The sequence below is a fragment of the Halobaculum sp. P14 genome (genome assembly GCF_051195155.1).
Taxonomy (GTDB): Archaea; Halobacteriota; Halobacteria; order Halobacteriales; family Haloferacaceae; genus JBNTKA01.
Window position 1 is genome coordinate 219,047 of sequence record NZ_JBNTKB010000001.1, and the last position, 22,632, is coordinate 241,678.

Sequence of the window (22,632 nt, forward strand, 5' to 3'; positions counted from 1 at the left end):
CCTAAAGTCGTTGTAACACCGCCGTCCCTAGACTTAGGTAGGCATCCGCGAAACCAAACTCCAATGGTACGACACTCGGATACCTGGGTGTTCAATATTTCTCCGGACAACTGGGAAACCTGCGCCCAAGGCCCAGAAGACGGGGCTATCCACGGAGAAGACAACGTTGGACAGCCGTGGCATGGAACACGGCAGGAGTCAGAACCAGACATTCAACCAGGCGACCTGGTGCTGGCAAGACTCACCAGCGCAGACGGAACGAACCCAAACTACGGGGTGAAAGGGGTCTGGGTGTTCGAAGATGCCAGACGCATCGAGTCACAAGACGAGGTGCCCTGGACTGATGCCGAATACGAGTGGGCTCTGTACTGTAGACCACTCCACCGAGAATTCTCAGGCGTATTCACCGAGGACTTCGGTACCGAGCCATCATTCAGCAGCAGCACGCTTCAAGGCGCAATAAAGAGCCTACAACCGGAGGACAAACAAGAGTACCTGGAAACACTCCTGACCAGAGTTGACCTGTCCACCGAGGCTCGAAGCCGGCTCCAGTCCGAACAAGCCGACGCCGACGTTTCTACCGACGCAGAGGCCGGAGAGAACGCTCAAACCCCGTCAGTCTGGATCGAGAAAACCTACGTCCAAGGCCGCGAATACAAACAATCCGGCGAATACGCCCTCGGAAACGCGATCTACTCCCCAGCGTTCGGAAAGAACCATAGCGACCAGTATAGCACAATGCGTGAATGCAGCGTCGGTGACGTCGTGCTCCATCTCGTTCAGGATAACCACGAGATTGTCGGAGCCTCGACGATCGACAGCGAACTCGACAAGAACTTCGAGGGGCTCGACGAATTCGACTGGACCGACGAGCAGTACGAGGAAGGAGGGTTCATCCGGTGGCTTACAGACTACGAGGAATTTGATGAGCCACTTCAGTTCTACGACGACGTCCTCGAAAAGGAGCAATACCGGGACAAGTTGCTGACCATTCGCGAAGAGAACAAACATCTCCCCTTCACTCGGCGCCTCGCGCTGACCCAAGGCGACTACCTCTCCCGGTGCCCCAGTGAATTCGCCGGCATCCTCGCGAACGAAAATGGCGAGCTCGAATCGTACCTCCAAGATGCAGGTGTCTCAATCCCCGAGATTGCTGTAAAGGAGGGTGGTGGACGAACGTCGTTTGACGGGATTGACGAAGCAACTGCAGAAGTCATCTCCCGCCTTAGCGAAAGCAGTCACACGAATATCGTTCGCGAAGCAACGGATGAAGCACAGGTGCTCGAGTGGAGCGAGGCTTGGAGTGGGCTCGAACAAAACTCCTTCGTGACTCCAGATGAAGAGGCGGTGCTCCTCGATATTGAATCAACACTCCAAGACTTACGCCCACGTCTGGAGGAAATCGCTCAGGACCTCCAGATCGGGTCACTCGACCATGTAGACCCGTTGGAAGTTGTGTTTCTTGCGTTACTACGGATTATTCAGGAAGACCTTGTGAAAAAAGACCGCCTGGAGGTCCCTAATGCGAATCAAACCAAACTGAACGTCCTCAACCGTCGCGGCTACGACTCTTTCGACAACCCTGATCATGGCCTCACAGCCCGACTTCTCGACGAGGACTGTAGTGTCTACAAGCTCACGGCACCGCCAGACTACTGGTTAACGGCACTTCGGCACCGTGCATACGGGTTCGAGCCAGAGAACGAACCACAGGGACGCGATATCTCGCCTGGCGATCTACTTCTGTTTCACGCTGCAGGCGACCCAACTCATCCAGAGCTCAGTGGGAACCCTGGGGCCATTGTTGGCAGTGCAATCGCTGGGAAGCACTTCGAAGACGACAGTGAGTGGTGGTACGAAGATATCGAAGGAGAACGAACCTACCCGTTACGGCTCTCCTTCGACCGGCTGTATCTCACAGAAGGTGCAGCATCCCTCAGTGACCCACCGAAAGCAACCGACGACCCCGAGGCCCTATCTGCAGCGACGGACCGGCTGTTAGATGGCTCACTGTCGATTTCCGAGGTCAATGACCTCTGTACGGACACAGTCGGTGAAGAGTTCCCAACACGATCGGCTTGTGTCGAGGTTTCCGATGATACGGACTATGGGCGCCGTGAGGCTGTCGTGGATCGGCTAACAGGTGAGATTTGCGAGGTCGCACCCGTCGCAATTCACCGTGAGTTCAACGGCCGGATTCCAGCGACGGCGTATAGTGACCTCCACTTCCCGCCTAATCAGGGGGTCGCAGAAGCAGCTGAAATTGCTCAACAGGTGACAGCAGCTCTGCGCTCCGGGAAACACATCACCTTCACGGGGCCGCCCGGGACAGGGAAAACCGAGATTGCCGAAGCAACCGGAGAGCACCTCGCAACGGCGTATCCGAACTTGTTCAGCGGCTCCGAGCTCACGACCGCAACTGCCGACTGGTCGACGTTCGACACTGTCGGCGGCTACATGCCTGACCCAGAAGCGAACGGTGACAGTCTGGATTTCCATCCAGGCGTCATCCTGAACCGGTTCAAGAACCCTGAGACAGGGATCCAGGCGAACGAGCCGACTGTTATTGACGAGATTAACCGCGCAAACATCGACAAGGCGTTCGGGCAGCTCTTCACAACCCTCTCCGGCCAGTCAGTGACGCTCCCCTATCAAGTGAAAGCCGCCCCGGGGAAGGAAATCGAAATCATTTCGCACAACAACGCAGACGACCCGGTTCACCCATCACAGTTCGTGATGCCGGCATCCTGGCGGATCTTCGGCACAATGAACACCTTCGATAAGACCTCGCTGTATGAGATGAGCTACGCGTTCATGCGCCGGTTCACCTTCGTCCGCATCGGAGTTCCCGATATCCCCTCCGACGGGTCCAGGCAGGAAGAAATGCTTTCGGAATACACCGGGGAGGAGGTCTGGGATATCGACGCCAGCCCGCAGCAACTCCGGCACGTCGCGTCGGTTTGGCACGCGACGAACACCGCTGTTGAAGAGCGCTCTATCGGCCCAGCCATCGTCGAAGACATCCTCTCGTACATCACTGCTCACGAAGCCGCGAGCGACCTTTCGACACGGCTCACAGAAGCCGTCATCAGCTACATCTTCCCACAGCTGGAAGGCGTTCCCGAACGAGAAGCCATCATCAAAAGCATCGCAGAGGGCTCCGACGTCGACGACGAGCGCCTTGCGCGAGCTGCGAGCGACATGCTGGGCGTCTCCGACCTTGATCAGGGCTCCGAGTAAGCATGGACGACAGCGAGCTCATCGATGCGGTTTCACAGGACCTGTTCGTCTACGTCCTTGACGGCGACCTTCCATCGGACGATGTCGCGGAGCTGATCAAGCCCATCGACTTCCCCGAGCAGTATGCAGAATATGACCGGCTTGTCTCGCTGCACTTCCTACTCCGTGAGCAGGTCGAAACATTCGTCGACGAACTTCCTGACAAGATCCGGGCCATCAAAACCGAGACCACCACTGAATCCAGCATCCAACGGGGCGGCATCAATGGCCGGATCAACTGGGAAGCAACGTACCAGGCCCGAGCGACGACGAGCCCGAATGACACCAGTATTCACGTCACAGAATCTGAGACCGAAGAGTACGCAATCCCGGAAAACATCGTTCTGAAAGCCCTTCTTCAGCTGATTGAAACAGCACTCGGGGACATCAACCGGTATCTAAACCCAGACCGGACGTGGGTTGCAGATTCCTGGGTCGGCCAGAAACAGGACAGAGAGCGATTCCAGACCCTGGTCGACCGAAACATCCACCTCAACCGGATTCCAGACCTCGACCCTGAAGAACCGACGCCCCGCATGATTTCGCGGGCCCAGCAATCCCGGAAACAGCTGTACCGGACTGCCGGAACGCTGCTCGCAGACCGGCGGGCGTACGACACCTCAACCGACGCGCTTCAGTCACTACTCCAAGAAACCACGATCACTCCCGCCGGGTCACAAACCCTCTTCGAGCTCTTCAGCCTCTTCCGCGTCCTCGATGCACTCCAATCAGTCGGCGGACCAACTATCGGAACCCCCACGTACCACACGCTCGCGTCCGGCCGGACAGCTGCAGCCACATTCGACGGTACCCGCAATCTCAGCGTCTACTACAACCAGACCCCAGCTGACCCGTCAATTGACTTCAAATCGCTTCCCGACGACGAACCCACGACATCTCGAGCCGACGCTGCACTCCGAACGGCTACACGCGTCGCTGACGCGTATTTCACCGACACAAACGTCAGTCAACACACGAACCGGCCAGACGTACTTGTCACCTCCCAACCTGAAACAGACCCCGCACAGAGCTACCTCATCGTTGAGGTCAAGCACTCGACGAACAAGCAGACGATACGGCAAGGAATCACAGAGATCGTCGAATACCTCTCCTTCCTCAGACGCGACGACGAATACCCCTTCGAACAAGGCACGTTCGGATCCGGTTTGAACGGCCTGCTAGTCGTCCAAGACCTCGACGACACCGACATTGAACCAGCCACTCTTGCATCCCAATCCCGCGACAACCTCCCCGTCCGAATCGTCCAAGCAAGCGACCTGAAAACGGTTCTACCTAGTCTCATCCGACGCACCTTCCTCACACCCTGATTCAGTCTGGGCGAGGCCCCCTCCGATACAGTGATTCTCGCTGGCCAGGATGGGAAACCGAGGGTCAGATGACCCCGAGTTCCGCCTCGATCGTGGTAACACGTTCATCAAACTCGGCCTCAATCCCGGACAGACTATCCCGGATTGTCTCGATGGAACTCTCCATGTTTGTGCGCTGAGTTCTAATCTTCTTGAAGTCCGTAATCGCCTCCTCCATGCCGCTTATCTCGCTTTGAACTGCCTCCATGTCGATGTCATCACCGGCGTCTACAGCAGATAGCTGGGAACGAGTCCGTGCCCAGTGATACGCAAACTTCAGGAAGCGCGGATCAATCTCTTCGTCTGAATCTTCGCTCAAAGCGACGACCACGTAGTTCTGATCAACTTCAGAGAACCACCCTACTTGCGTTCGGGGGAGGTACTCAACGGAGCTGGCGACGAAGATTCCGTAATCGGCGTCACGATTCTCGATTGCCGTCGTCATCTGGGAGTCAATAGTCCCCTCAAATGCTCCGTTTTTGGCTTCGACGACGATCCGCTGCTTCGTGTCCCCAAGCGTAACCACGAAATCACCTTTCTTGCTATCGGAGAGTTCACCGGTCTGCTCGCTCGTGTCTTCAACGTTGCTCGGGGTTTGCCGGACGATATCTGAGAGAATCTCTGCAACCGTCTCCTCGAAGTCGAACCCCTTCAGAGCGGTTTTCTCTCGAACTTCTTCACGCGCTGCCTCTTCAGTGAGCTTCTCCTTTACCTCCTCAATTTCTTGCTTGAGTCGGTGTGTGGGCGTACCAGGTTCATCAGGATTCAGTGCCTCCTGGATCTTCTCGCCTCCTTCACCCAGCTCATCTTCCAGACGGGTAGCGAACCTACCGCCCTCACCAAACGTGTCCTCAAGGTGCCTAACGAGCCGCCCATCTTCACCGAGGTGCCCCTTCAGGAGTCGTGACACTTCTCCATCGTCGCCAAATCGGTGGTCAAGCTCCTCACGAAGCTCTTCGAGTTCGTCTTGGAACTCCCGTTCCATCGTCTCGAACCGTCGCTCAACGTATTCAACCTCTTTCGTGGTTTCAACCAGATCCATCGTCGAAACCCCGATTCGGAGTGCCCGACTTACCGACTCTTCTACATCATCTGAATCTTGCGCGGCGAGGTACTCCGCAACCGAATCATCCTCAATAGTAAGGTTCTGTATCGTCACTGTACCAGCCTCACGGTCAACTGAGATGGGCGATGATGTCGACATGAGCTACAGCACTGTTAGGCTATTGATACAAGATTGTTGTCCAGCCAGCACCCCTCCCACGCACAAATCTGGACATCGATTTTGCCGTCCCGAGCATTCACTTTCACTTCCACTCCACCCATGGCTCGCGTCTTTTACCCCGCACCCCCACCACCGAGTTGATGTCACAGTACTCAACCCCAACCGGGAACCACCTGAAAGGCGAACTCGCCTGGACCATCGCCGAACACCGCTCACCGAGCGACGCATTCGCCATGACGCGCCACCTCACCGACGCCGACGAAGGCCGGTACGAGCTACTCGGACTCATCGACGACTGCGAGACCGCGCTCTACTGGGACTACTTCTGGAACCACGTCGTCGCCGCGACCTTCGACGCCGACGGCGTCGACGACCTCGCTCGGGATGCCCCCGAGGAGATTCGGTACGCCGGCCGCGGCGACTACTTCGACGACGTCGACGTCAGCTCGTGGGACTGGGTTCATCCGCGCCACCAGTGGCGAGTCGAATAGCGATGTCGGTGCCCAGAGTTCTCGAACACGTGTCGACCGGGGCGATGGTGTCTCTGCCGCCGGGCGCTGTCGGTAGATGAGTTCTCATCCGAGGTTCTCTAAATCTAACCTCGTTGCTCGCACCATCAGAATAAAGACACGTTCGGCGATTTCGTTGGACGTGTCATCTACTCTGTTCAACCCCGGCCAGACCTACCATCGAGGCGAGGATATCCACGAAGAACATGGAGGAAACCGGTACAGCGGAATTTCTCCGTGCTCTGATTACCCCTAGGTGTTCGTCTTCTTTGGGGAGTCAGGGGAGTGGCACGGATACGACGATGAAATACAGGAAGACGGGACGTACTTCTTTGGGTATAATGCCGAGTACGGTGCGACGCGGCGGACAGTGACGAATCGCGTGAAGCGGTTGGCCGCGGAGACGGACCTCCGTAAGAAGATTACACCACACTTACTCCGACACACCTATGGGACGCTCATCGCGGCGCGTGGTGCGACGCCGCAGTACATCCGCCGGACAATGGGGCACGCGGATCTGTCGGGCGCGAATGACTATCTACAGTAAGCGGGGACGCAGTTGGATGCTGAGGCTGAGGAGTTGTGGAAACTATACAACGAATCTGGAATAGACTTCCTCAAACTCCTGGTACTCGCCAATCGTAATTTCCTGTTGCCAGAGTGATTCAGCGGTTGCCCCTCCTACCCCACCATCAGCAAGCAGCAATATTTCAAGGGATAATTCTAAAACGCCGGAATCGACTAATCTTGAGCATTGTCCCCGGAATTCGCCGATGGGTTCTTCTCCGGTCTCAAGGTCGCGTATTTTGATCGGAAGTATACACGAGTACTCTCGCCGAACGACATCAGGTTCAATGAAATTCACACGTTCTCCGTTTACCGAGTCATCCGATCGTAGTGGCCAGCTCGCGACTCCCCCAGAATAGCGTTCACCCGAAAACTCGGTCTTAGTCACTATCTTAAGGTCCTTCGCAGCCTCGTTACCCAGATTTGTTAGATTCACTTTTACAGAGTCTCCGTCAGCTCTCAGCCCTCCCACTCTGAGGTCTGGTTCATGATCCTGAGCCATTATTTCGGTCTGCCTCTTTGAGATCCTTCTCTGGCCTTCGTACAGGGCGATCAGGAGCGCAGATAGGAGTATATCAGCCCACACAGAAATTGCTTCAGGCGGGTTCAACATCCATGACGGCAGTAATTCAGCAATAGCCATTGTTCGATTAGATTACTCCGTATTCATATTTCTAATTACTTTCACACCGCTCGTGGCCTACACCTATTACTGCGCCACCAGTGGTTAATATAAAATGGACTTCACTCGTGCCCAGTCTGGGCAGGAACTACAGTTCATACCCCCCGTGGCGGAAGTGAATCTACTTTCGTTCCCCCCTTGGCTCGCGTTCTTACATCTCCCGCTCACTCGTTCATTCGATGTCGAAAACCACCGAACCGGCGGACACCGGGTCACATCTGAAGGACGATCTCGCCTGGACGATTGCAGAACACCGCACGCCGACCGAAGCGGCCGCGATGACCGAGCACATCATGAGCCTCGATGAAGGCCAGCACGAGCTGCTCGGCGTCGCCGACGGCTGTGACTACGCGGTGTTCTGGGACCACATCTGGCGCGGCACCGTCCGCGTCTCCTTCGACGCCGACGGCGCCGACGATCCCGTCGACGTCAACACTCAAAGAGACGGTCGATTCGGGCTCGGCGAGTATCTGCGCGGCGAGAACCTCGCAGAGTGGGATTGGGTTCATCCGCGGCACGCATGGCGGATGTAAACCCGTCCTCCGTCAGTAGGTGGGTCTGCTAGCTGAAGTCTAATAAGGACGAGTTTTTCGCAACACGGGTAGCCACCTCCGAGAGGGCATACTTGTTCGGGCGGCTTCTGAACCCCATAGCACCGTACTCCTCGGTCTTTTCAACCTCGTCCGAATCCTGAATGGCGGCTACCATTGTGTCGTAGAGTTTGAGCCTTTCAAAGTCGCTGTCCTCATTAGTCAACACTCTTGCTACAGAGGCCCCATCCTGATCAACAGCATCTAGTGCAATCGCTGCAGGAGTGGGCCCACCATCAGTAGCAACCCCTACTCCCCGTTCAGGTGAAACAGATCCCAAGAAGCGATCAATTTCGTCGTCAAGAACCGGGACCCATTCCCTTTCACGGATTTCGTGGAACTGTTCAACAGTCCGATGATTCATTACGTAACCCGTATCTGCGCCTTTATTGATGGCAAGCAGGTCAATCTCCGTCAGGTTCGACAGGACGGTATAAACTCCCGTGTCCCGTAGGTGATCGGTCTCTTCCTCAATCGTGCTCGTCCGAGGCCATGAATTCCGATTGACTCCAAACTCGTGACCATGGTCAACGAACCAATCAGCTACTCGGCGATGGGATTCGAGACTATCGACAGGAGGAACCTCTTCTTCGATCCAGTCGTGTAGTGTGTTGTGGCTCATTTAATCTGCGGCTGATGGATGTGTCTCGCAGTTCTCCTCCAGCGGCAGATTTAATTCGGCCCAGTGATGGGGATACATTGGAGCCCTACTGGACGACTAGGAGAGCCACCAGAGTCAATCCGTGTGTCTGCTGGCACAGACCACGGAACTCGATCCGATTCTTTAGGTGGTATGCTTTACCTTGTCAACGTCGGTTAGCTGACGGTTGCTTAAAAATGTATTGTGGCGTTAGAGAGGACATAATAGAAATGTGTGTGGTTGAGTAGTGTATTTCGAACAACATAGCCGGCGAGAAGAGCACCGTATTTGGCTTCCCTAGTCATATTCGGCAGTCAGACGAAATATGGCCCGGTGTAATTATCTGATTCAGAGAACATTTCATTCAAGAGGAGGGGATGACATCAAGACAGTACTGGAGTAACACTCGAAAGCGACGTCTTCAATATCTACTAAGCGATGTACAACGGTGTGATTGCATATACCGTCTGTCTTTCGTATTCTCGTTTTACTCAAAGTGGCTCTCTAAGGCACTGGATCTAAATGCATCCGCAAATTTAGCACCGCTATCGAAGGACACGCTGTGGGTGTTTCCGTGTTCGTTCGTAAGACTCGGCACGGGCGAGCTCCTTGATGATTCGGCGGAGGCTTACCTGCTTCGTGTACTGGTTCCTCACCCTCGTCGGCAGTGGGGTATCCACGTCCAGCCGTCCGTCGCAATTCCGACCACGGGTCGTTCATCGATTAGGTCGAGGTACTTGTGGGACTCACTCCTCGCGTCCAAGTTGCGGTTCGGCTTCTTCAGCTCCCCAATTACCGTCGGTTCGACATTCAGAATTGTGAAGTCGGGAATCCGACCTCCTAATCCATCAAACCCTTTCGGCTGCGGCCGGTATGTTTGCTGAAAGGCGCTCATCACCCGTTGGATGTATTGTTCCTCAATGAATCGCTCGGGCGCCTGCTCGATTTCACCTCTCCGTAGAGGGCTTTACCCGTACATGACTTCCGTGGCGTGACTGCTGGGGATACATCGGTTGAAATCCGAAATGAACCGCTCTGTCGCCTGGAGAATCCGTTGAGCGCGAGGATGGTGATCGTCAAGGTTCTCGCTCATTACTGACCCTGACGTAAGACTATTTTATCGTCTTTTGCGATCTAATACGGAGATCCACGAGGCTGTACTCGCCCGCCATTCGCTTAGTAACTCACCGTTCGGATGTCGTCAGCTTGGGGTTCCGAATGAGCCGGCCCCTCCAGACCCTCTCTGTGGACTCAACTCTAAATCCGGGAACCCTTGCTTTAATTCTTCTTCAATCTCTCTTTCGCTCCGCTGCATCAAACGGCTGAAGTCCATAGGTTTTCCGTAACCTTCCTCTTGGTACAGCCAAGTCTCCTTGCTCCACTTTGCAAGTTCTTCATTGCTCATCGACTTTGTTGCCTCGTGAACTCTTTCGATGATGTCGCCAACTTCGTCCGTGAGCGTAGCCGAAATCTCTTTACCAGATTCATCCACGCTCATGTAGGCAGTCGTCTTTTTACCGTGGTGGGTGTCCTTCTTCGTATCCACTTCCCCATCCTCAGCAAGACGCTCTAGCATCTGGGGAAGATTGTCTGCATAGGCACCATACAAGTATGGCTTGAAGTCAAACTCTGTGAGTCGCTTCCCACGCTCATACACTGAAACCACTTCCGTTATGTATACCAGTTTTTGAATCCGATATTCGTGTAAATAGCGATATCTCTCCAAGAAGCCCTTCACAATCTCTTTGTCTTGGACCTCCGAATCGACCTCGAATGTTTGATTCGGAGGAAGGGTTTCCCGGAGGGTCATTGATACCATTTACGCTCTCTGTGACTTAATGCCTTACCTTGTGGTGGAGGTGAAGTTTGAGTGGTCATTGTACGCCTCGAAGCGGGCTACTTATTGTTTTCCCAGGATCGGCCTTATTTTCCTGAGACTCCTCGTCTCCATCTCCATCATTCGCTTCATGGCCATCCAAATAGGTCACACCAAATTCAGCAATAAGATACTCCACGTAATGGCGCTTATACGTCCCTGCAGCATCGAAGAAAACCACTACTCCACTTCCGATCAGACCCAGAAGAAGAGGATACAATTTTTCACTCACAGCTGAGAGTACAACCGGTTGACCGATTGTTACGCAGGCATTAATGATGCCACCGTAGCAACCCAAGAACATCAAGTCGAAGTAGACGACAAAAAGTAACAGAAAGACAACCCACATGCTCCGACAGAAGGAGTACGTTGCCTGGAAGTTCTGATACCCACTGCCATTCGATTGTTTGAGTTTAGCCGTTATTAGCGGGTATCTGTTGACTATGTCCTGGGTGCTGTGCACGTGCTTTCTGAGATCATGGCCGAAAGCATCTTTGTATCCGTCGATGAAGTGGTCAAAAAGCTCTCCTCGGGATTCAGTATTCCAGCGATCATCGCCTCTCTCCTGGCTGTAGTTCCATTCAATCGAACGAGCAAACAAATAGCGGTGGCCGATCAGAGAGTCATAACTCCCCCAGTATCGGCGCCGTAACCACTCGATACTACCATCCCACCAGTTGTTTAGTACCCTTCTATGTCTCTTCGGTGGGTTCGTCGGGTCAGTTGTTGATTTGAGAGACTTCGCAGAGAGATCGGTATCAACCGACGTTGCTAAAAGATTCGCTGAGTTTCGGATACGTCGGACCAACCAAAGGAACGCCTTCTCGAAGTTGTCTGCAAGCGTATGAACTCCCTGACCAATCGTTAGACCAGTAAGAAGCAACACAATAAGGAGCGCGGCTATACCCGCAAAGCTCTGACCGTTGAGTGATGGAAAAGACGAAGCTGGAAGAAGAGAAATGATTCCGAGGGAAAGCGCAGCCCCAGGTACTGACTTTCCAAACAGGTCGTAGGTACCGAACAGTTGTAGAAGACGCTGAGGCAACTATTTCACCACTTGACACAACCAGGTGTCTCGTTCATCATATATCTTCCTTCTATGTGGACATGTCGCTAATCCCGTGGACGTATGGGAAAATAGCTCAAAAGTTTCCCTTCTGCTGTCATCCGAACCCCGCACTCCGCCCAGGCCGCACAGCCTCCGGTGGCCGCAGTGCCGCTTGCGGCCGTCAGAGATCGGCGTCGACGATCTCGCTCGGGATGCTCCCGAAGAAATCCGGTACGCCGGCCGCGGCGAATACTTCGACGAGGCCGACGTCGACTCTTGGGACTGGGTTCACCCGCGTCACCAATGGCGACTCAGGGAGTAGCAACCGAGGAAAAACAGAAGTCACAACTCCAAAGAGTCTTGCCTGCGTCTGGAGGCTGTTTATCGGGGTCAAACGCCATAGGTGTCGGCCCCCAAATATCGCCTGACGCTGACCGGAGCAGAAACTGATAAGAAGATAAGGGAAATGAGTGCAGGTATGGCTTCTGAGAATGAGAGCATCTCCCAGTACGCGGAGGGAGGAACTCTCGACTTAGACACGCTGGAAACCCATCTTTGGGAAGCTGCCGATATTCTGCGCGGCTCTATCGACGCCGCGGACTACAAAAATTACATCTTCGGAATCCTCTTCCTGAAGCGAATCAACGACCGCTTCGAAGAAGAAACCGAGGAGCTCGCCGAAGAGACCGGCAACGACAAAGACTTCGTTCGAGACTACCGGGACCTTCACGACGAATTCTGGGTCCCCGAACGCGCTCGGTGGGACCACATCAAAGCCCAAGACACCGACATTGGCGCCGCGCTCTCGAAGGCCCTCGAAGCAGTCGAAGACGAAAACGACGCCATCGCCGACCGCGTCCTCACGACCGTCGACTTCAACGACAAAGAACGGCTCTCCGACGCCACCCTCGACGAACTGGTCACACACTTCGACAAGCACCGCTACCGGAACGCAGACCTGGAGGACCCCGACATCTTCGGGCGGGCCTACGAGTATCTGATTCGGCAGTTCGCCGACGACGCCGGGAAGAAGGGCGGCGAGTTCTACACGCCCCGCGAGGTTGTCCAGCTGCTCGTCGACTGTGTCGACCCGGAGCCGGGAAATCGGGTGTACGACCCGGCCTGTGGTTCGGGCGGGATGCTCATCTACTCCGCCCAGCACGTCGCTGAGAAGGGCGGCGACAAGGAGGACATCTCCCTCTACGGCCAGGAGAAGAACCTGAATACGTGGGCCATCGGCGAGATGAACGTCCTCCTCCACGAGTTGCAGGACACGACGCTCGCGAAGGGCGACACCATCAAAGACCCGCAGTTCGTCACCGAGCACGACGAGCTCGAAAAGTTCGACCGGGTCGTCGCAAACCCGCCCTGGAACGACAAGACGTGGGGCAAGGAGTGGGTGCAAGAGAACGAGCCATACAACCGCTTCGACTACGGCCTGCCGCCGAAGAACCGTGGCGACTGGGCGTGGATTCAACTGATGATCGCCTCACTCAACGAGACAGGGAAGGCAGGCATCGTGATGGACAATGGGGTGCTCTTCCGCTCACGCTCGGAGAAGAAGATCCGCAAGCCGTTCCTGGAGGACGACCTCATTGAGGCAGTCATCGCACTCCCGGAGAACCTCTTCTACAATACGAGTTCACCGGGCTGTCTGCTCATCTTCAACAAGGACAAGCCGGAAGAGCGGAAGGACAGAGTACTCTTCATCTATGCGGAGGACGAGGAACTGCGAGAGTCCGGTACGCAGGTGTATGAGGAACAATCCAATCAGAATCAACTCACCGATGGGGGTGTCGAGTATCTCGCCGAAAGCTACCTAACCGGGCGGGAGGAGGACCACCACAGTCGGCTCGTGGATCTGGAGGAGATCAAGGAGAACGACTGGAACCTTAACGTTCCACGTTACGTCGACACGACAGAGCCCGAAGAGCCGATAGATGTGAGCGCAAAACTGGAAGAGTTGGACCGGCTGGCCGAGAAGCGCGAACGGACGGAAGCAGAACTGGAGGAGTACATGGAGGAACTGGACTATCGATGAGTAGACATCTGGAGACAACAGATACTCGAGGGGATCATGAAGTAGCCCAAATCGGGCCAAAACAATTTGAGATACCTCTCGATTGGGAAACAAGAACGATACCAGAACTCTGCGATCTGAGTACGGAACGATTTGACCCAGAAGAGCACGATTCCGAGACTTTCGAGTACATCGACATCGATTCAGTGTCAACAGGCCGTATTGAGAGGTCGAAAACCACGCCGGTTGATGAGGCACCCAGTCGAGCGAAGCAGATAGTTCATGAGGGCGACACACTCGTCGGGAAAGTACGACCGTACCTCCAAGCGTTCGCACCTGTCACTGAAGAACACGATGGAAAAGTCTGTTCGACTGGATTTGCAGTTCTATCTGCGCGGGATGGTGTTTCGGCGGCGTATGTCACGCAGGCTGTATTGAGCAAGTATTTCTTGGACCAAATGACGAATCGGATGACAGGGACCAGCTATCCTGCGGTTAACAAATCCGACTTTGAAAACGTCCAGCTATTTACCCCTCCCCTCTCCGAACAGCGACGCATCGCCGACGTGCTTTCGACGGTGGACAGACGAGTTCAGGAAGTAGACGACGCGATTGAGGAGACAGACGAGTTGAAGCGGGGCTTAATGCAGGACCTGCTGGTCCAAGGGATCGGTCATGACGAATATGTGGAACTGTACCTTGGTCCCCGAAGACTGAAAATTCCGGCTGAATGGCGGATGGCCCGGTTGGAGAATGTGACTGAGATCATCACCCGGGGGAAGCAGCCGGCATACGTTGAGGAAGGAGGGGTTCCTGTTCTGAACCAGTCCTGTATCTACTGGGATGGCTTCCACCCAGAGGAGCTGAACCGTCTCGATGCCGAGGTTGCGTCAGGTTGGAAAGATAAGTACTGGGTCAAGAACGGCGACGTACTCATCAACTCCACAGGAAAAGGAACACTTGGCCGTGCATTGGAATGGACAAATGAATCAGATACGCACGCTCTCGACTCCCATATCACTCGAGTACATCCCGATGACTCTGTGCTTGACCCCACCTATCTACGGTTCTATCTGGAGTCAAATCATGGGCAGAAGATGCTATACGCGTTCTGTGTTGCTGGATCTACCGGCCAAATTGAACTTTCTAAGACGGATCTTCAGACGATGCCAATCCTACTCCCGCCAATTGAGGAACAGCGAGAGATCTCCGAAGCGTTCCACCGGGTAAATCAGAAAATGCAGGACGAACAGGAAACTAAGGAAGCCTACCAAGAACTCAAGCGTGGCCTGATGCAGGACCTCCTCACAGGCAAGCGTCGTCTAGAGACTGAATAACCATGCCCGACGAGTACGCCGACACTGAACGCCCCGCTCTCGAAACCCTGGCCACCCTCGGCTGGGAGATCCACGACCAACAGGCCGAAAACTGGACCGACCCACGGGACACCAAATCATCGGCTGTACTCGAACCCCGACTTCAGAGGGCCGTCAAAGACCTCAACCCCTGGATTGACGAGAACAACCTGAATCAGGTCGTCCGTGAAATCCAGCACGTCACGGGGACGAGCGCGATGGACGAGAACGAGCAGATCCACGAGAAGCTCGTTCGCCACACGTCCGTCGAGCAGGACCGTGGCTACGGGCCGAAACACCAGACGGTCGAGTACATCGACTACGAGAACCCCGCGAACAACGACCTCTTCGCGCTGAGCCAGTTCGACGTTGAGGGCGACATAGAGACCATCAAGCCCGACATCACGCTGTTCGTCAACGGTCTCCCGTTGGGTGTCATCGAGTGCAAGGCGCCGACCGTCGCCGAGCCGCGCAGCGAGGCGCTCGAACAGCTCCAACGCTACCAGAACGAACGGACCAAAACCGGCAGCGAAGGCGCAGAGGAACTCTTCCGATACAACCAGTTCTCCGTCGCGGCGTGGTACGAGGGCGCGGTGTTGGGAACCTACGGCACGCCGAAGGACCAATACAAGCCGTGGCGCGATCCCTATCCCGCAGACGACGAACAGCTTTCAGAGCGGTTCGGTATCGACTATGTTACACCTCAGCACCGGATGCTGTACGCGCTCTTCGAGCCAGAACGCTTGCTCGACTTGCTCCGGAACTTCACCGTCTTCGAGACCAAACAATCCGGGACGGTGAAGATGGTCGCGCGCTACCAGCAGTACCGCGCCGTCCACAAGGCCCTTGAACGCATTAATCGCCGCACACGCCACGAAGCGCAGGGCGGCGTCGTCTGGCACACCCAGGGCTCCGGGAAGTCGCTCACGATGCTCTTCTTGGGCCTCAAGCTCCGCCGCGAGAAGCCAGACCCGACACTCCTCTTAGTAACGGATCGAACTGCACTCGACGACCAGATTCACGCGACGTTCGAGCGCTGTGGCTTCCCGAATCCGAAGCAGGCCGACAATAAGGAAGAACTCCGGGAGAAACTCCAACACAACGCAGGCGAGACCATCACGACGCTCATCCAGAAGTTCCAACTCGACGAGGACGAGAAAGGCGACTTCCCCGTGCTCTCCCGCGACGACGACATCTTCGTGATGGTCGACGAGGCGCACCGAACCCAGTACAAGGAGCTCGCGAACAACATGCGGACCGCGCTCCCGAACGCCTTCTACATCGGCTTCACCGGGACACCAATCGAGAAAGAAGAGCGCGATACGCGCCAGACTTTCGGAAATTACATCGATACGTACACCATCGACCAGTCGCTCGAAGACGATACGACAGTCGAGATCCTCTACCAGGGCCGGCTCGCCGACATCCACCTTGAGGGCCAGAACCTCGACCGAATTTTTGACCGCGTCTTCGCGGATTACACCGACGAGGAGAAAGCGGAGATCAAGAAACGGTACGCCCGCGAGCAGGACCTCGCGGAGGCAGAAGCGCGAATTGAGGAAGTCGCGCTTGACCTCATCGAACACTACGAGAACGACGTTGCGGACCGATTCAAAGGACTGGTCGTCACCTCGAGCAAGGAGGCCGCCGTCCGGTACAAGGAGAAGCTCGACGAGCTGAACGGCCCCGAATCCCGCGTGGTCATTTCACCGGGCCACAACGACCCCGAGCACATCAAGCGCTGGACGCCGTCGGACAGCGAAATCTCCAACTACAAGGAGTCATTCGTCGATCCCGACGGCGAGGTCGAGCTTCTCGTCGTCTGCAAAATGCTCCTCACGGGATTCGACGCTCCGGTTGCCCAGGTGATGTATCTGGACAAACCGCTGAAGGAGCACAACCTCCTCCAGGCCATCGCCCGCGTCAACCGGCCGTTCCCTGAGAAGACTCACGGTCTGATCGTCGACTACTACGGCGTCTCCGACGACCTCCGCGAGGCGCTGGCGATGTTCTCCGAAGAGGACGTTGAGCGCGCAATGGTTCCCGTCAAGGACAAGCAGGCCGACCTGGAAGCAGCCCACGGCAAGGCCATTTCCTTCTTTGAGGACCTCAATGACATGGAGGCATGTCTCCAGACCCTTGAGCCGGAGGACACCCGCATCGAGTTCGTGAACGCGTACAAGCGCTTCTCGAAGCTGATGAACATCGTCCTCCCAGACCCGATGGCGAACCCATATACAGATGATCTCGACCGGCTCGGCGAGATATTCGCTCAGGCCAAACAGCGCTACCGGGATGAGTCAATGAACCTCGAGGGGACCGGCGAGAAGGTTAGGGAGATCATTCAGGACCATATTCAGTCGAAGGGCATCGACGTGCTGAACGAAGACCCGGTTTCGATAATGGAGGGCGACGAATTCGACGCGAACATTGAGTCCATCGAGGACGAGGAAGCCCGAGCAAGCGAGATGCAACACGCCCTCAAACACGAGATTTCCGTCCGATACGACGAGGACCCAGTCCAGTACGAATCCCTTCAGGAACGCGTCGAGGAACTCATCGAAGATTACCGTGAGAAGCGGCTGACAGACCGGGAACTCATCGAGGAACTCCAAGACGTACTGAACGAGATTCGCTCCCGTGACCAACAAGCGAAATCAAAGGGGCTCGACAACGCAACCGAACTGTCCTTCTATCACGCCCTTGAGGACGTGCTGCGCCACGAAGATCACGACGTCGACCAGCAGGAACTCGTCGGACTGACAGGCGAGCTGGTCGCCGAGGTTGAAGATGTGGCCGATGTCGTTGAGTGGCAAGAGAAGGTCACGGTCCAGCAGAAGATGCGAAAACGGGTGGCGCTCCAGTTGCTTAAGTCGGGCATCAAGATGAGTGACGACGAACGAACGGCACTCACGAATCGTGTCGTAGAACTCGCACGTGCTCACTACGAATGACGCAGACGTACCATATCGGCCAGACGGTTATTCCGTATCAGATCGACTGGTCGGATAGCCGGGAGACAATCGGGCTCTCCCTCGACGACAACGGAGAACTGACCGTTCGCGCCCCTGTAACAGCTTCCACAACCGATGTGGAAGAGACACTCAATGAAAAACAGCCGTGGCTCCTAGAGAAACTGTACGGCCTCGAAAAACAGGCATCACCACCATACTCCCGCGAGTTCCTGAGCGGCGAGACGCTTCCATACAAAGGACGCCAGTACCCGTTGAAGGTCGTCGAGGCCGATGTTCCGGAGCCGACAGTCACATTCGACGGCCACAAGTTCCGTATCCGTGTCCATGACTTCGACGCATCAACCGACCACGTCAGCATCCGGCGGAAACGTCAGGCAGTCGTCGACTGGTACGTCGAAACCGCAAAAGAAGAGATACCCGAACGGAGCGACCGGTTTGAAGCAAAACTCGGCGTCAGAGACGCCGACATCGAGGTGGTGGACCTCACCGACCGTTGGGGTGAGTACGAAGACGGAACTGTCCGATTGAACTGGCGACTAATACTTGCCCCCGTTCGGATTCAGGACTACGTGCTCGTCCACGAGTTAGCCCACGAAAATCACGGTGACCACTCAGACGCGTTCTGGAACACCGTCGGGACAATACTTCCGGACTATCGGGACCGCCGAGACTGGCTCCGAATCAACGGAAACACACTCACAGTATAGAGTCCCGGCCTACTCTACGAGAAGGGGCAGATCCAATCGCAAGACCACTTTCACCTTCACTCCGCCCATGGCTCTCCCTTATCCGTTCAGCTCGCAGACCACTTTCTCGAATGCTACGTGATGGAACGGTCTTCGACGACGAACATCTCCCAAACGAAATCGTCGGCCGGAACCGGCACATGAACGAAGTGACAGACGCGCTCGCACCTGTCGAAGACGGGTTCCGGGCCGAGAACTGTTTCCTGTTCGGCCCCTCCGGCGCCGGGAAAACCACGGTCGCACGAGCAGCTGTTCGCGAGCTGCGCCGCGAAGTCCTGGACCTCCCAACTGCCTACGTGAACTGCTGGGCTGACTACACGCGGAACGGCGTGCTGGAGCGAATCGCGAAAGAACTAGTCGGCGCTGCAGTCAGGCAAAACGCTCCGATTCGAGAGCTCACCGAAACGATTCAGGCGGGCCTCACGGGGCCGGCCGTGGTGATACTCGACGAAGTCGACCAAATATCTGATTCGAAGGTTCTCTACGATCTCCACACAATCCACGGCGTCGCCTGGATCTGTATCGCCAACCGAGAGATCGACCTCCTCGCCGATTTAGACGACCGCATCCGATCACGAGTCTCAGTCGGGTACTCCGTCAACTTCGACCGATATGACGAGACGACAGTGACGGAGATTCTCCACCGTCGCGCTCGCGAAGGCCTCGACCCCAGCGCCGTGGAGCGGTCCGTGCTTAAACGGATTGCACAGCTTGCCGAGGGAGACGCGAGAACAGCAATTACTGCGCTTCGAGTCGCTGCGCGAAAAGCCACGTCTGAGGGCTTATCGACGATTCCGGTCCGATTCGTCGAGTCGTCTTTGGTGGACGCGAAAGACGAAGTTCGGCGGAAGACGATTTCGAAGCTAAATCCGCATCAGCGGAGTCTGTTCCGGGTCCTCGAGCGCGACGGACCGTTAATTCAGAAGCACCTGTACGAGAAGTACAGGGAGGAGCACGCAGACCCGATTTCGCTCAGGGCGCTCCGGAAAAGCCATCTTCCCAAGATGGAGCACTACAACTTGATTACGTCGTCCCGGGACAACCGAGGGAGGAAGTACAGGGTCGTCCCGGTGGACTCGGCCGAGTTGACTCCACTGGAAGACGGAGAATAACCCGGGCACGGCGTCGGAACGGAACCAAGTGGAACCACCAGCCTCGTGCTTTTCACTAGGCGACGGGTCCGAAGGAACTGATGCCACGAACGGTATTCCCCTATCCGGGTGGAAAGACGAAGCTCTCGAACTGGATTCTCGAACACCTCCCCGACCACGACTGTTTCGTCGAAGTGTTCGGCGGAGCCGCAGCGGTCCTGGTGAACAAAGACCCCGACGTAAGCACGGTCGAAGTCTACAACGACACCGACGAAGACCTCGTCCAGTTCTTCGAAATCCTTCGGGAACAGCCAGATGAACTGGTCGAATGGCTCGCAGCAGCCCCGTATTCGCGGAGCCTCCATGAGGAATGGGCGGACCTCTACTACCGAGGCTACCGGCCGACGGACGACATCGAGCGGGCAGGCCGATTCTTCTTCCTCCGGTACACGCAGTGGGGAGCAAAGTACGACTCAGGAGGCGGGTTCGGGACAAGCAAGGTGTCGAACCCCGCCACCAGTTTCTCCAACAAAATCGACATCCTCCGAGAGTTCGCGGAGCGATTCGACGACGTCGTCCTGGAGAACCTCGACTGGGACGAGGTCCTCTCGAAGTACGACAGCGCGGAGACGGTGTTCTACTGCGACCCACCGTACATCGGGAAAGAGGACTACTACCCAGCTGGCAGCATCGACCACGAGCGGTTCGCGGAAACCCTGGCGGACCTCGACGGGAACTGGCTCTGTTCGTACGAGGACCTCCCCGCGGGGCTGCAGGACTTCCCGGTTCTCTCACGAGACGAACGGTTCTTCATCAACAACGGGAAGACGGGCTCCACGAACGAAGCCACCGAACGGCTCGTCGCCAACTTCGACTTCGACCAAGACCAGCCAGCAGAATAGGCGCTGGTGAGCGGCTGGACGAAATTCGGAACGGAACCCGGAACGGAACTTTCGGCCCGCTCGCCGTCTTGCGATTCGTTCGGAGCGGAACCAATCGGAACCCTCCGCGCGAGCCTCTTGTCGGGATAGCTCTCACAACCAGATATGGCCACAAACGGACCGGCCCACGGAAACGGAGCACAGACCAGCGAGTTCACCGTCGACCTGGTCGGCCACGGCGTCGACCGCCCAGACGCACCAGACCAGGTCACCGTCGAGGCGAGCGTCGACGCAAACCACACCTTCCAGCTCGACATCAACACGCCAAGCGACCACGGCGACTGGCGGCTCGACGTCCACGTGGTCCGCGGCCGCGTGAAACCGCAGCGCGCGTTCCAGGGCCGCGTCCCGGTCGTCATCGACGCACTTCCCGACTGGATGGACGTCGTCACTGAACAGACCGAAACGCGGCTGCTCAGAGGCCACTGATGGCAACTCGGCTCTCTCCGCGCCTCGCCTTCGGTGTCTTCGTCGTCCTGAGACGGCAAGCAGGATACCAGGGCGACCGTGAGCAGCCGTTTCTGACGGTCTCGGGTGTCACTCAGTACAGGATCAACACGAGCGCAGAGAGCCCTAGCGACGACCCGACGACCACCAGCAACAGAATCACAAACAACACCCGAGCGCGAAAGTCGTACACTGCGTTATTCCCCCTCGTCGAGGTACTCGCGGCCCTCGTCCGTCAACCACCACATCGGCACTCTCCCCGATTTCTTGGTGGACAGAAGTCCGCGTTCAGCGAGGTTCCGAAGACGTGGGAGTGTTCCCTGATTAGAGAACCCAATGGCGTCAGCAACCTCTCCAGTAAAGAGCGCCGGGTCCTCCGACTCCCTGAAGACACGGAGAATCTCGCTATCATCAACCGTTTCCTCGCGACCACCGGCCATCGTCCTTGCGTGGAATCTCAGGCACCATATTATCATGTGGTTGGTGGTTTCACAGAGGAAACTAAGCGGCTACAAACAGTTAGCTTAGTGCAAACAACTAAGTTCCCCCCGTTCACACGAGGTGTTACGGGACGAACACGCGGCACCGTCGCTACGCGACGATTCGCCGTAGAAAGCGGACTCGGTGTAAGCGCACCAGTCCGCGTGTGGTCCCGTATCCGGGGTACGGAACCCATGTCAGAATGCACCTGCCGGGGACTTGAAATCCCCGCACGGACGGACGCACCGCCACCTCATCGACGAGTCTCTCGTCCCGAGAGTGACCTGACAGACCACGACGCCCTACCTCCTGGCAGAGTCCAGGGCGTCGTGGTGTGGGTCACCCTGAATCGTCCGCGAACCACGCGCAGAGCGCAGTATCCGCAGTACGACCAGAGCAATGTCTAGTCAATCCACGCAGTCGAAAAAGTGTACCGAGAGTAACGACCAACCGCGCTGGACCGACCTCACCGCGTTCCAGGGGAACGTCCTCTACGCCATCGCCCGCCTGCAGACCGCCGAGGAGACGCCGTACGGCCTCGCAATCAAAGACACCCTGGAGGGCCTGTACGGAGAAGAAATCAATCACGGCCGGCTCTACCCGGCCCTCGACGACCTCGTACAGTACGGCTTCGTCGAGAAGTCCGAACTCGACAAGCGCACCAACGAATACGTCCTCACCGACGCCGGCCGCCAGCTGCTCCACGACCGAATCAACCTCCTCTCCAGCGCGTTCGACGACGAAGCCGCCGAAAACGGAGGTGAGCAAGCGTGACGCAGCAACCCACTCCGCCG

At 56.3% G+C, this 22,632-nt stretch carries 19 protein-coding genes; 13 read left to right on the forward strand and 6 right to left on the reverse strand.

Translation table 11 applies throughout. The features are described from left to right. The first annotated feature begins 63 nt into the window (after positions 1–63). Both ACQUS7_RS01165 and ACQUS7_RS01170 read left to right on the forward strand, forming a co-directional pair. Positions 64–3,240, forward strand: a complete 3,177-nt coding sequence (locus ACQUS7_RS01165; RefSeq protein WP_435143773.1) for an AAA family ATPase — start codon at positions 64–66, stop codon at positions 3,238–3,240. Positions 3,241–3,242: 2 nt separating this feature from the next. After that, positions 3,243–4,607 carry a hypothetical protein gene (locus ACQUS7_RS01170; RefSeq protein ID WP_435143775.1) on the forward strand — a complete coding sequence of 455 codons (1,365 nt, stop codon included), beginning with the start codon at positions 3,243–3,245 and terminating at the stop codon, positions 4,605–4,607. Positions 4,608–4,671: 64 nt separating this feature from the next. Here the strand turns inward: ACQUS7_RS01170 and ACQUS7_RS01175 are convergent, their stop codons facing one another. Then, the gene (locus ACQUS7_RS01175; protein WP_435143778.1) at positions 4,672–5,850 is read right to left on the reverse strand and encodes a hypothetical protein; all 1,179 of its coding nucleotides are present in this window, start codon (positions 5,848–5,850) and stop codon (positions 4,672–4,674) included. Between the two features lie 161 nt (positions 5,851–6,011). Here ACQUS7_RS01175 and ACQUS7_RS01180 point away from each other — a divergent pair, with 161 nt between their 5' ends. After that, complete coding sequence (locus ACQUS7_RS01180) at positions 6,012–6,362, forward strand: hypothetical protein (protein WP_435143780.1); 351 nt, start codon at positions 6,012–6,014, stop codon at positions 6,360–6,362. 274 nt (positions 6,363–6,636) lie between these two features. Beyond that, entirely contained in the window at positions 6,637–6,927 is a 291-nt protein-coding gene (locus ACQUS7_RS01185) for a tyrosine-type recombinase/integrase (RefSeq protein WP_435143783.1), read from the forward strand. A 42-nt stretch (positions 6,928–6,969) separates the two neighbouring features. On the opposite strand, the gene ACQUS7_RS01190 is transcribed toward ACQUS7_RS01185, so the two are convergent. Continuing rightward, entirely contained in the window at positions 6,970–7,590 is a 621-nt protein-coding gene (locus ACQUS7_RS01190; protein WP_435143786.1) for a hypothetical protein, read from the reverse strand. 218 nt (positions 7,591–7,808) lie between these two features. Between ACQUS7_RS01190 and ACQUS7_RS01195 the strand changes: the two genes are divergently transcribed. Next, complete coding sequence (locus ACQUS7_RS01195; RefSeq protein WP_435143788.1) at positions 7,809–8,162, forward strand: hypothetical protein; 354 nt, start codon at positions 7,809–7,811, stop codon at positions 8,160–8,162. Between the two features lie 28 nt (positions 8,163–8,190). On the opposite strand, the gene ACQUS7_RS01200 is transcribed toward ACQUS7_RS01195, so the two are convergent. The 3 genes from ACQUS7_RS01200 to ACQUS7_RS01210 form a co-directional block, all read right to left on the reverse strand. After that, positions 8,191–8,841, reverse strand: a complete 651-nt coding sequence (locus ACQUS7_RS01200) for a hypothetical protein (protein WP_435143790.1) — start codon at positions 8,839–8,841, stop codon at positions 8,191–8,193. Positions 8,842–10,060: 1,219 nt separating this feature from the next. Beyond that, on the reverse strand, positions 10,061–10,669 hold the full coding sequence (locus ACQUS7_RS01205; RefSeq protein WP_435143793.1) for a type II toxin-antitoxin system antitoxin SocA domain-containing protein: 609 nt from the start codon (positions 10,667–10,669) through the stop codon (positions 10,061–10,063). A gap of 64 nt (positions 10,670–10,733) precedes the next feature. Next, positions 10,734–11,621 (reverse strand): hypothetical protein, encoded by an 888-nt coding sequence (locus tag ACQUS7_RS01210; RefSeq protein WP_435143796.1) that lies wholly within the window; start codon positions 11,619–11,621, stop codon positions 10,734–10,736. A 640-nt stretch (positions 11,622–12,261) separates the two neighbouring features. On the opposite strand from ACQUS7_RS01210, the gene ACQUS7_RS01215 reads away from it, so the two are divergent. The 7 genes from ACQUS7_RS01215 to ACQUS7_RS01245 all read left to right on the forward strand — a co-directional run bounded on the left by ACQUS7_RS01215 (position 12,262) and on the right by ACQUS7_RS01245 (position 21,340). Next, complete coding sequence (locus ACQUS7_RS01215; protein WP_435143799.1) at positions 12,262–13,824, forward strand: N-6 DNA methylase; 1,563 nt, start codon at positions 12,262–12,264, stop codon at positions 13,822–13,824. After that, on the forward strand, positions 13,821–15,140 hold the full coding sequence (locus ACQUS7_RS01220; protein WP_435143801.1) for a restriction endonuclease subunit S: 1,320 nt from the start codon (positions 13,821–13,823) through the stop codon (positions 15,138–15,140). Before ACQUS7_RS01215 ends, ACQUS7_RS01220 begins: the two co-directional genes overlap by 4 nt. A 2-nt stretch (positions 15,141–15,142) precedes the next feature. Then, a complete protein-coding gene (locus tag ACQUS7_RS01225) occupies positions 15,143–18,112 on the forward strand; it encodes a type I restriction endonuclease subunit R (RefSeq protein ID WP_435143803.1) in 2,970 nt (989 codons plus the stop codon). Further along, the gene (locus tag ACQUS7_RS01230) at positions 18,109–18,840 is read left to right on the forward strand and encodes a M48 family metallopeptidase (RefSeq protein ID WP_435143806.1); all 732 of its coding nucleotides are present in this window, start codon (positions 18,109–18,111) and stop codon (positions 18,838–18,840) included. Before ACQUS7_RS01225 ends, ACQUS7_RS01230 begins: the two co-directional genes overlap by 4 nt. A gap of 110 nt (positions 18,841–18,950) precedes the next feature. Further along, positions 18,951–19,991 (forward strand): Cdc6/Cdc18 family protein, encoded by a 1,041-nt coding sequence (locus tag ACQUS7_RS01235; RefSeq protein ID WP_435143809.1) that lies wholly within the window; start codon positions 18,951–18,953, stop codon positions 19,989–19,991. Positions 19,992–20,071: 80 nt separating this feature from the next. Next, positions 20,072–20,872 (forward strand): DNA adenine methylase, encoded by an 801-nt coding sequence (locus ACQUS7_RS01240; protein WP_435143812.1) that lies wholly within the window; start codon positions 20,072–20,074, stop codon positions 20,870–20,872. 144 nt (positions 20,873–21,016) lie between these two features. Continuing rightward, positions 21,017–21,340 carry a hypothetical protein gene (locus ACQUS7_RS01245; protein WP_435143814.1) on the forward strand — a complete coding sequence of 108 codons (324 nt, stop codon included), beginning with the start codon at positions 21,017–21,019 and terminating at the stop codon, positions 21,338–21,340. A gap of 215 nt (positions 21,341–21,555) precedes the next feature. On the opposite strand, the gene ACQUS7_RS01250 is transcribed toward ACQUS7_RS01245, so the two are convergent. Continuing rightward, positions 21,556–21,834 (reverse strand): hypothetical protein, encoded by a 279-nt coding sequence (locus ACQUS7_RS01250; RefSeq protein WP_435143817.1) that lies wholly within the window; start codon positions 21,832–21,834, stop codon positions 21,556–21,558. 403 nt (positions 21,835–22,237) lie between these two features. Here ACQUS7_RS01250 and ACQUS7_RS01255 point away from each other — a divergent pair, with 403 nt between their 5' ends. Beyond that, positions 22,238–22,612, forward strand: coding sequence for a PadR family transcriptional regulator (locus tag ACQUS7_RS01255; protein ID WP_435143819.1), 375 nt, complete (start codon positions 22,238–22,240; stop codon positions 22,610–22,612). Positions 22,613–22,632 lie beyond the last annotated feature (20 nt).

What these genes read in the sequence shown, in the direction of transcription:
- ACQUS7_RS01165 (WP_435143773.1), top strand. Translation starts at nt 64, where the DNA reads ATGGTACGACACTCGGATACCTGGGTGTTCAATATTTCTCCGGACAAC.
- ACQUS7_RS01170 (WP_435143775.1), top strand. Translation starts at nt 3,243, where the DNA reads ATGGACGACAGCGAGCTCATCGATGCGGTTTCACAGGACCTGTTCGTC.
- ACQUS7_RS01175 (WP_435143778.1), bottom strand. Translation starts at nt 5,850, where the DNA reads ATGTCGACATCATCGCCCATCTCAGTTGACCGTGAGGCTGGTACAGTG.
- ACQUS7_RS01180 (WP_435143780.1), top strand. Translation starts at nt 6,012, where the DNA reads ATGTCACAGTACTCAACCCCAACCGGGAACCACCTGAAAGGCGAACTC.
- ACQUS7_RS01190 (WP_435143786.1), bottom strand. Translation starts at nt 7,590, where the DNA reads ATGGCTATTGCTGAATTACTGCCGTCATGGATGTTGAACCCGCCTGAA.
- ACQUS7_RS01195 (WP_435143788.1), top strand. Translation starts at nt 7,809, where the DNA reads ATGTCGAAAACCACCGAACCGGCGGACACCGGGTCACATCTGAAGGAC.
- ACQUS7_RS01200 (WP_435143790.1), bottom strand. Translation starts at nt 8,841, where the DNA reads ATGAGCCACAACACACTACACGACTGGATCGAAGAAGAGGTTCCTCCT.
- ACQUS7_RS01205 (WP_435143793.1), bottom strand. Translation starts at nt 10,669, where the DNA reads ATGACCCTCCGGGAAACCCTTCCTCCGAATCAAACATTCGAGGTCGAT.
- ACQUS7_RS01215 (WP_435143799.1), top strand. Translation starts at nt 12,262, where the DNA reads ATGGCTTCTGAGAATGAGAGCATCTCCCAGTACGCGGAGGGAGGAACT.
- ACQUS7_RS01220 (WP_435143801.1), top strand. Translation starts at nt 13,821, where the DNA reads ATGAGTAGACATCTGGAGACAACAGATACTCGAGGGGATCATGAAGTA.
- ACQUS7_RS01225 (WP_435143803.1), top strand. Translation starts at nt 15,143, where the DNA reads ATGCCCGACGAGTACGCCGACACTGAACGCCCCGCTCTCGAAACCCTG.
- ACQUS7_RS01230 (WP_435143806.1), top strand. Translation starts at nt 18,109, where the DNA reads ATGACGCAGACGTACCATATCGGCCAGACGGTTATTCCGTATCAGATC.
- ACQUS7_RS01235 (WP_435143809.1), top strand. Translation starts at nt 18,951, where the DNA reads ATGCTACGTGATGGAACGGTCTTCGACGACGAACATCTCCCAAACGAA.
- ACQUS7_RS01240 (WP_435143812.1), top strand. Translation starts at nt 20,072, where the DNA reads ATGCCACGAACGGTATTCCCCTATCCGGGTGGAAAGACGAAGCTCTCG.
- ACQUS7_RS01245 (WP_435143814.1), top strand. Translation starts at nt 21,017, where the DNA reads ATGGCCACAAACGGACCGGCCCACGGAAACGGAGCACAGACCAGCGAG.
- ACQUS7_RS01250 (WP_435143817.1), bottom strand. Translation starts at nt 21,834, where the DNA reads ATGATAATATGGTGCCTGAGATTCCACGCAAGGACGATGGCCGGTGGT.
- ACQUS7_RS01255 (WP_435143819.1), top strand. Translation starts at nt 22,238, where the DNA reads ATGTCTAGTCAATCCACGCAGTCGAAAAAGTGTACCGAGAGTAACGAC.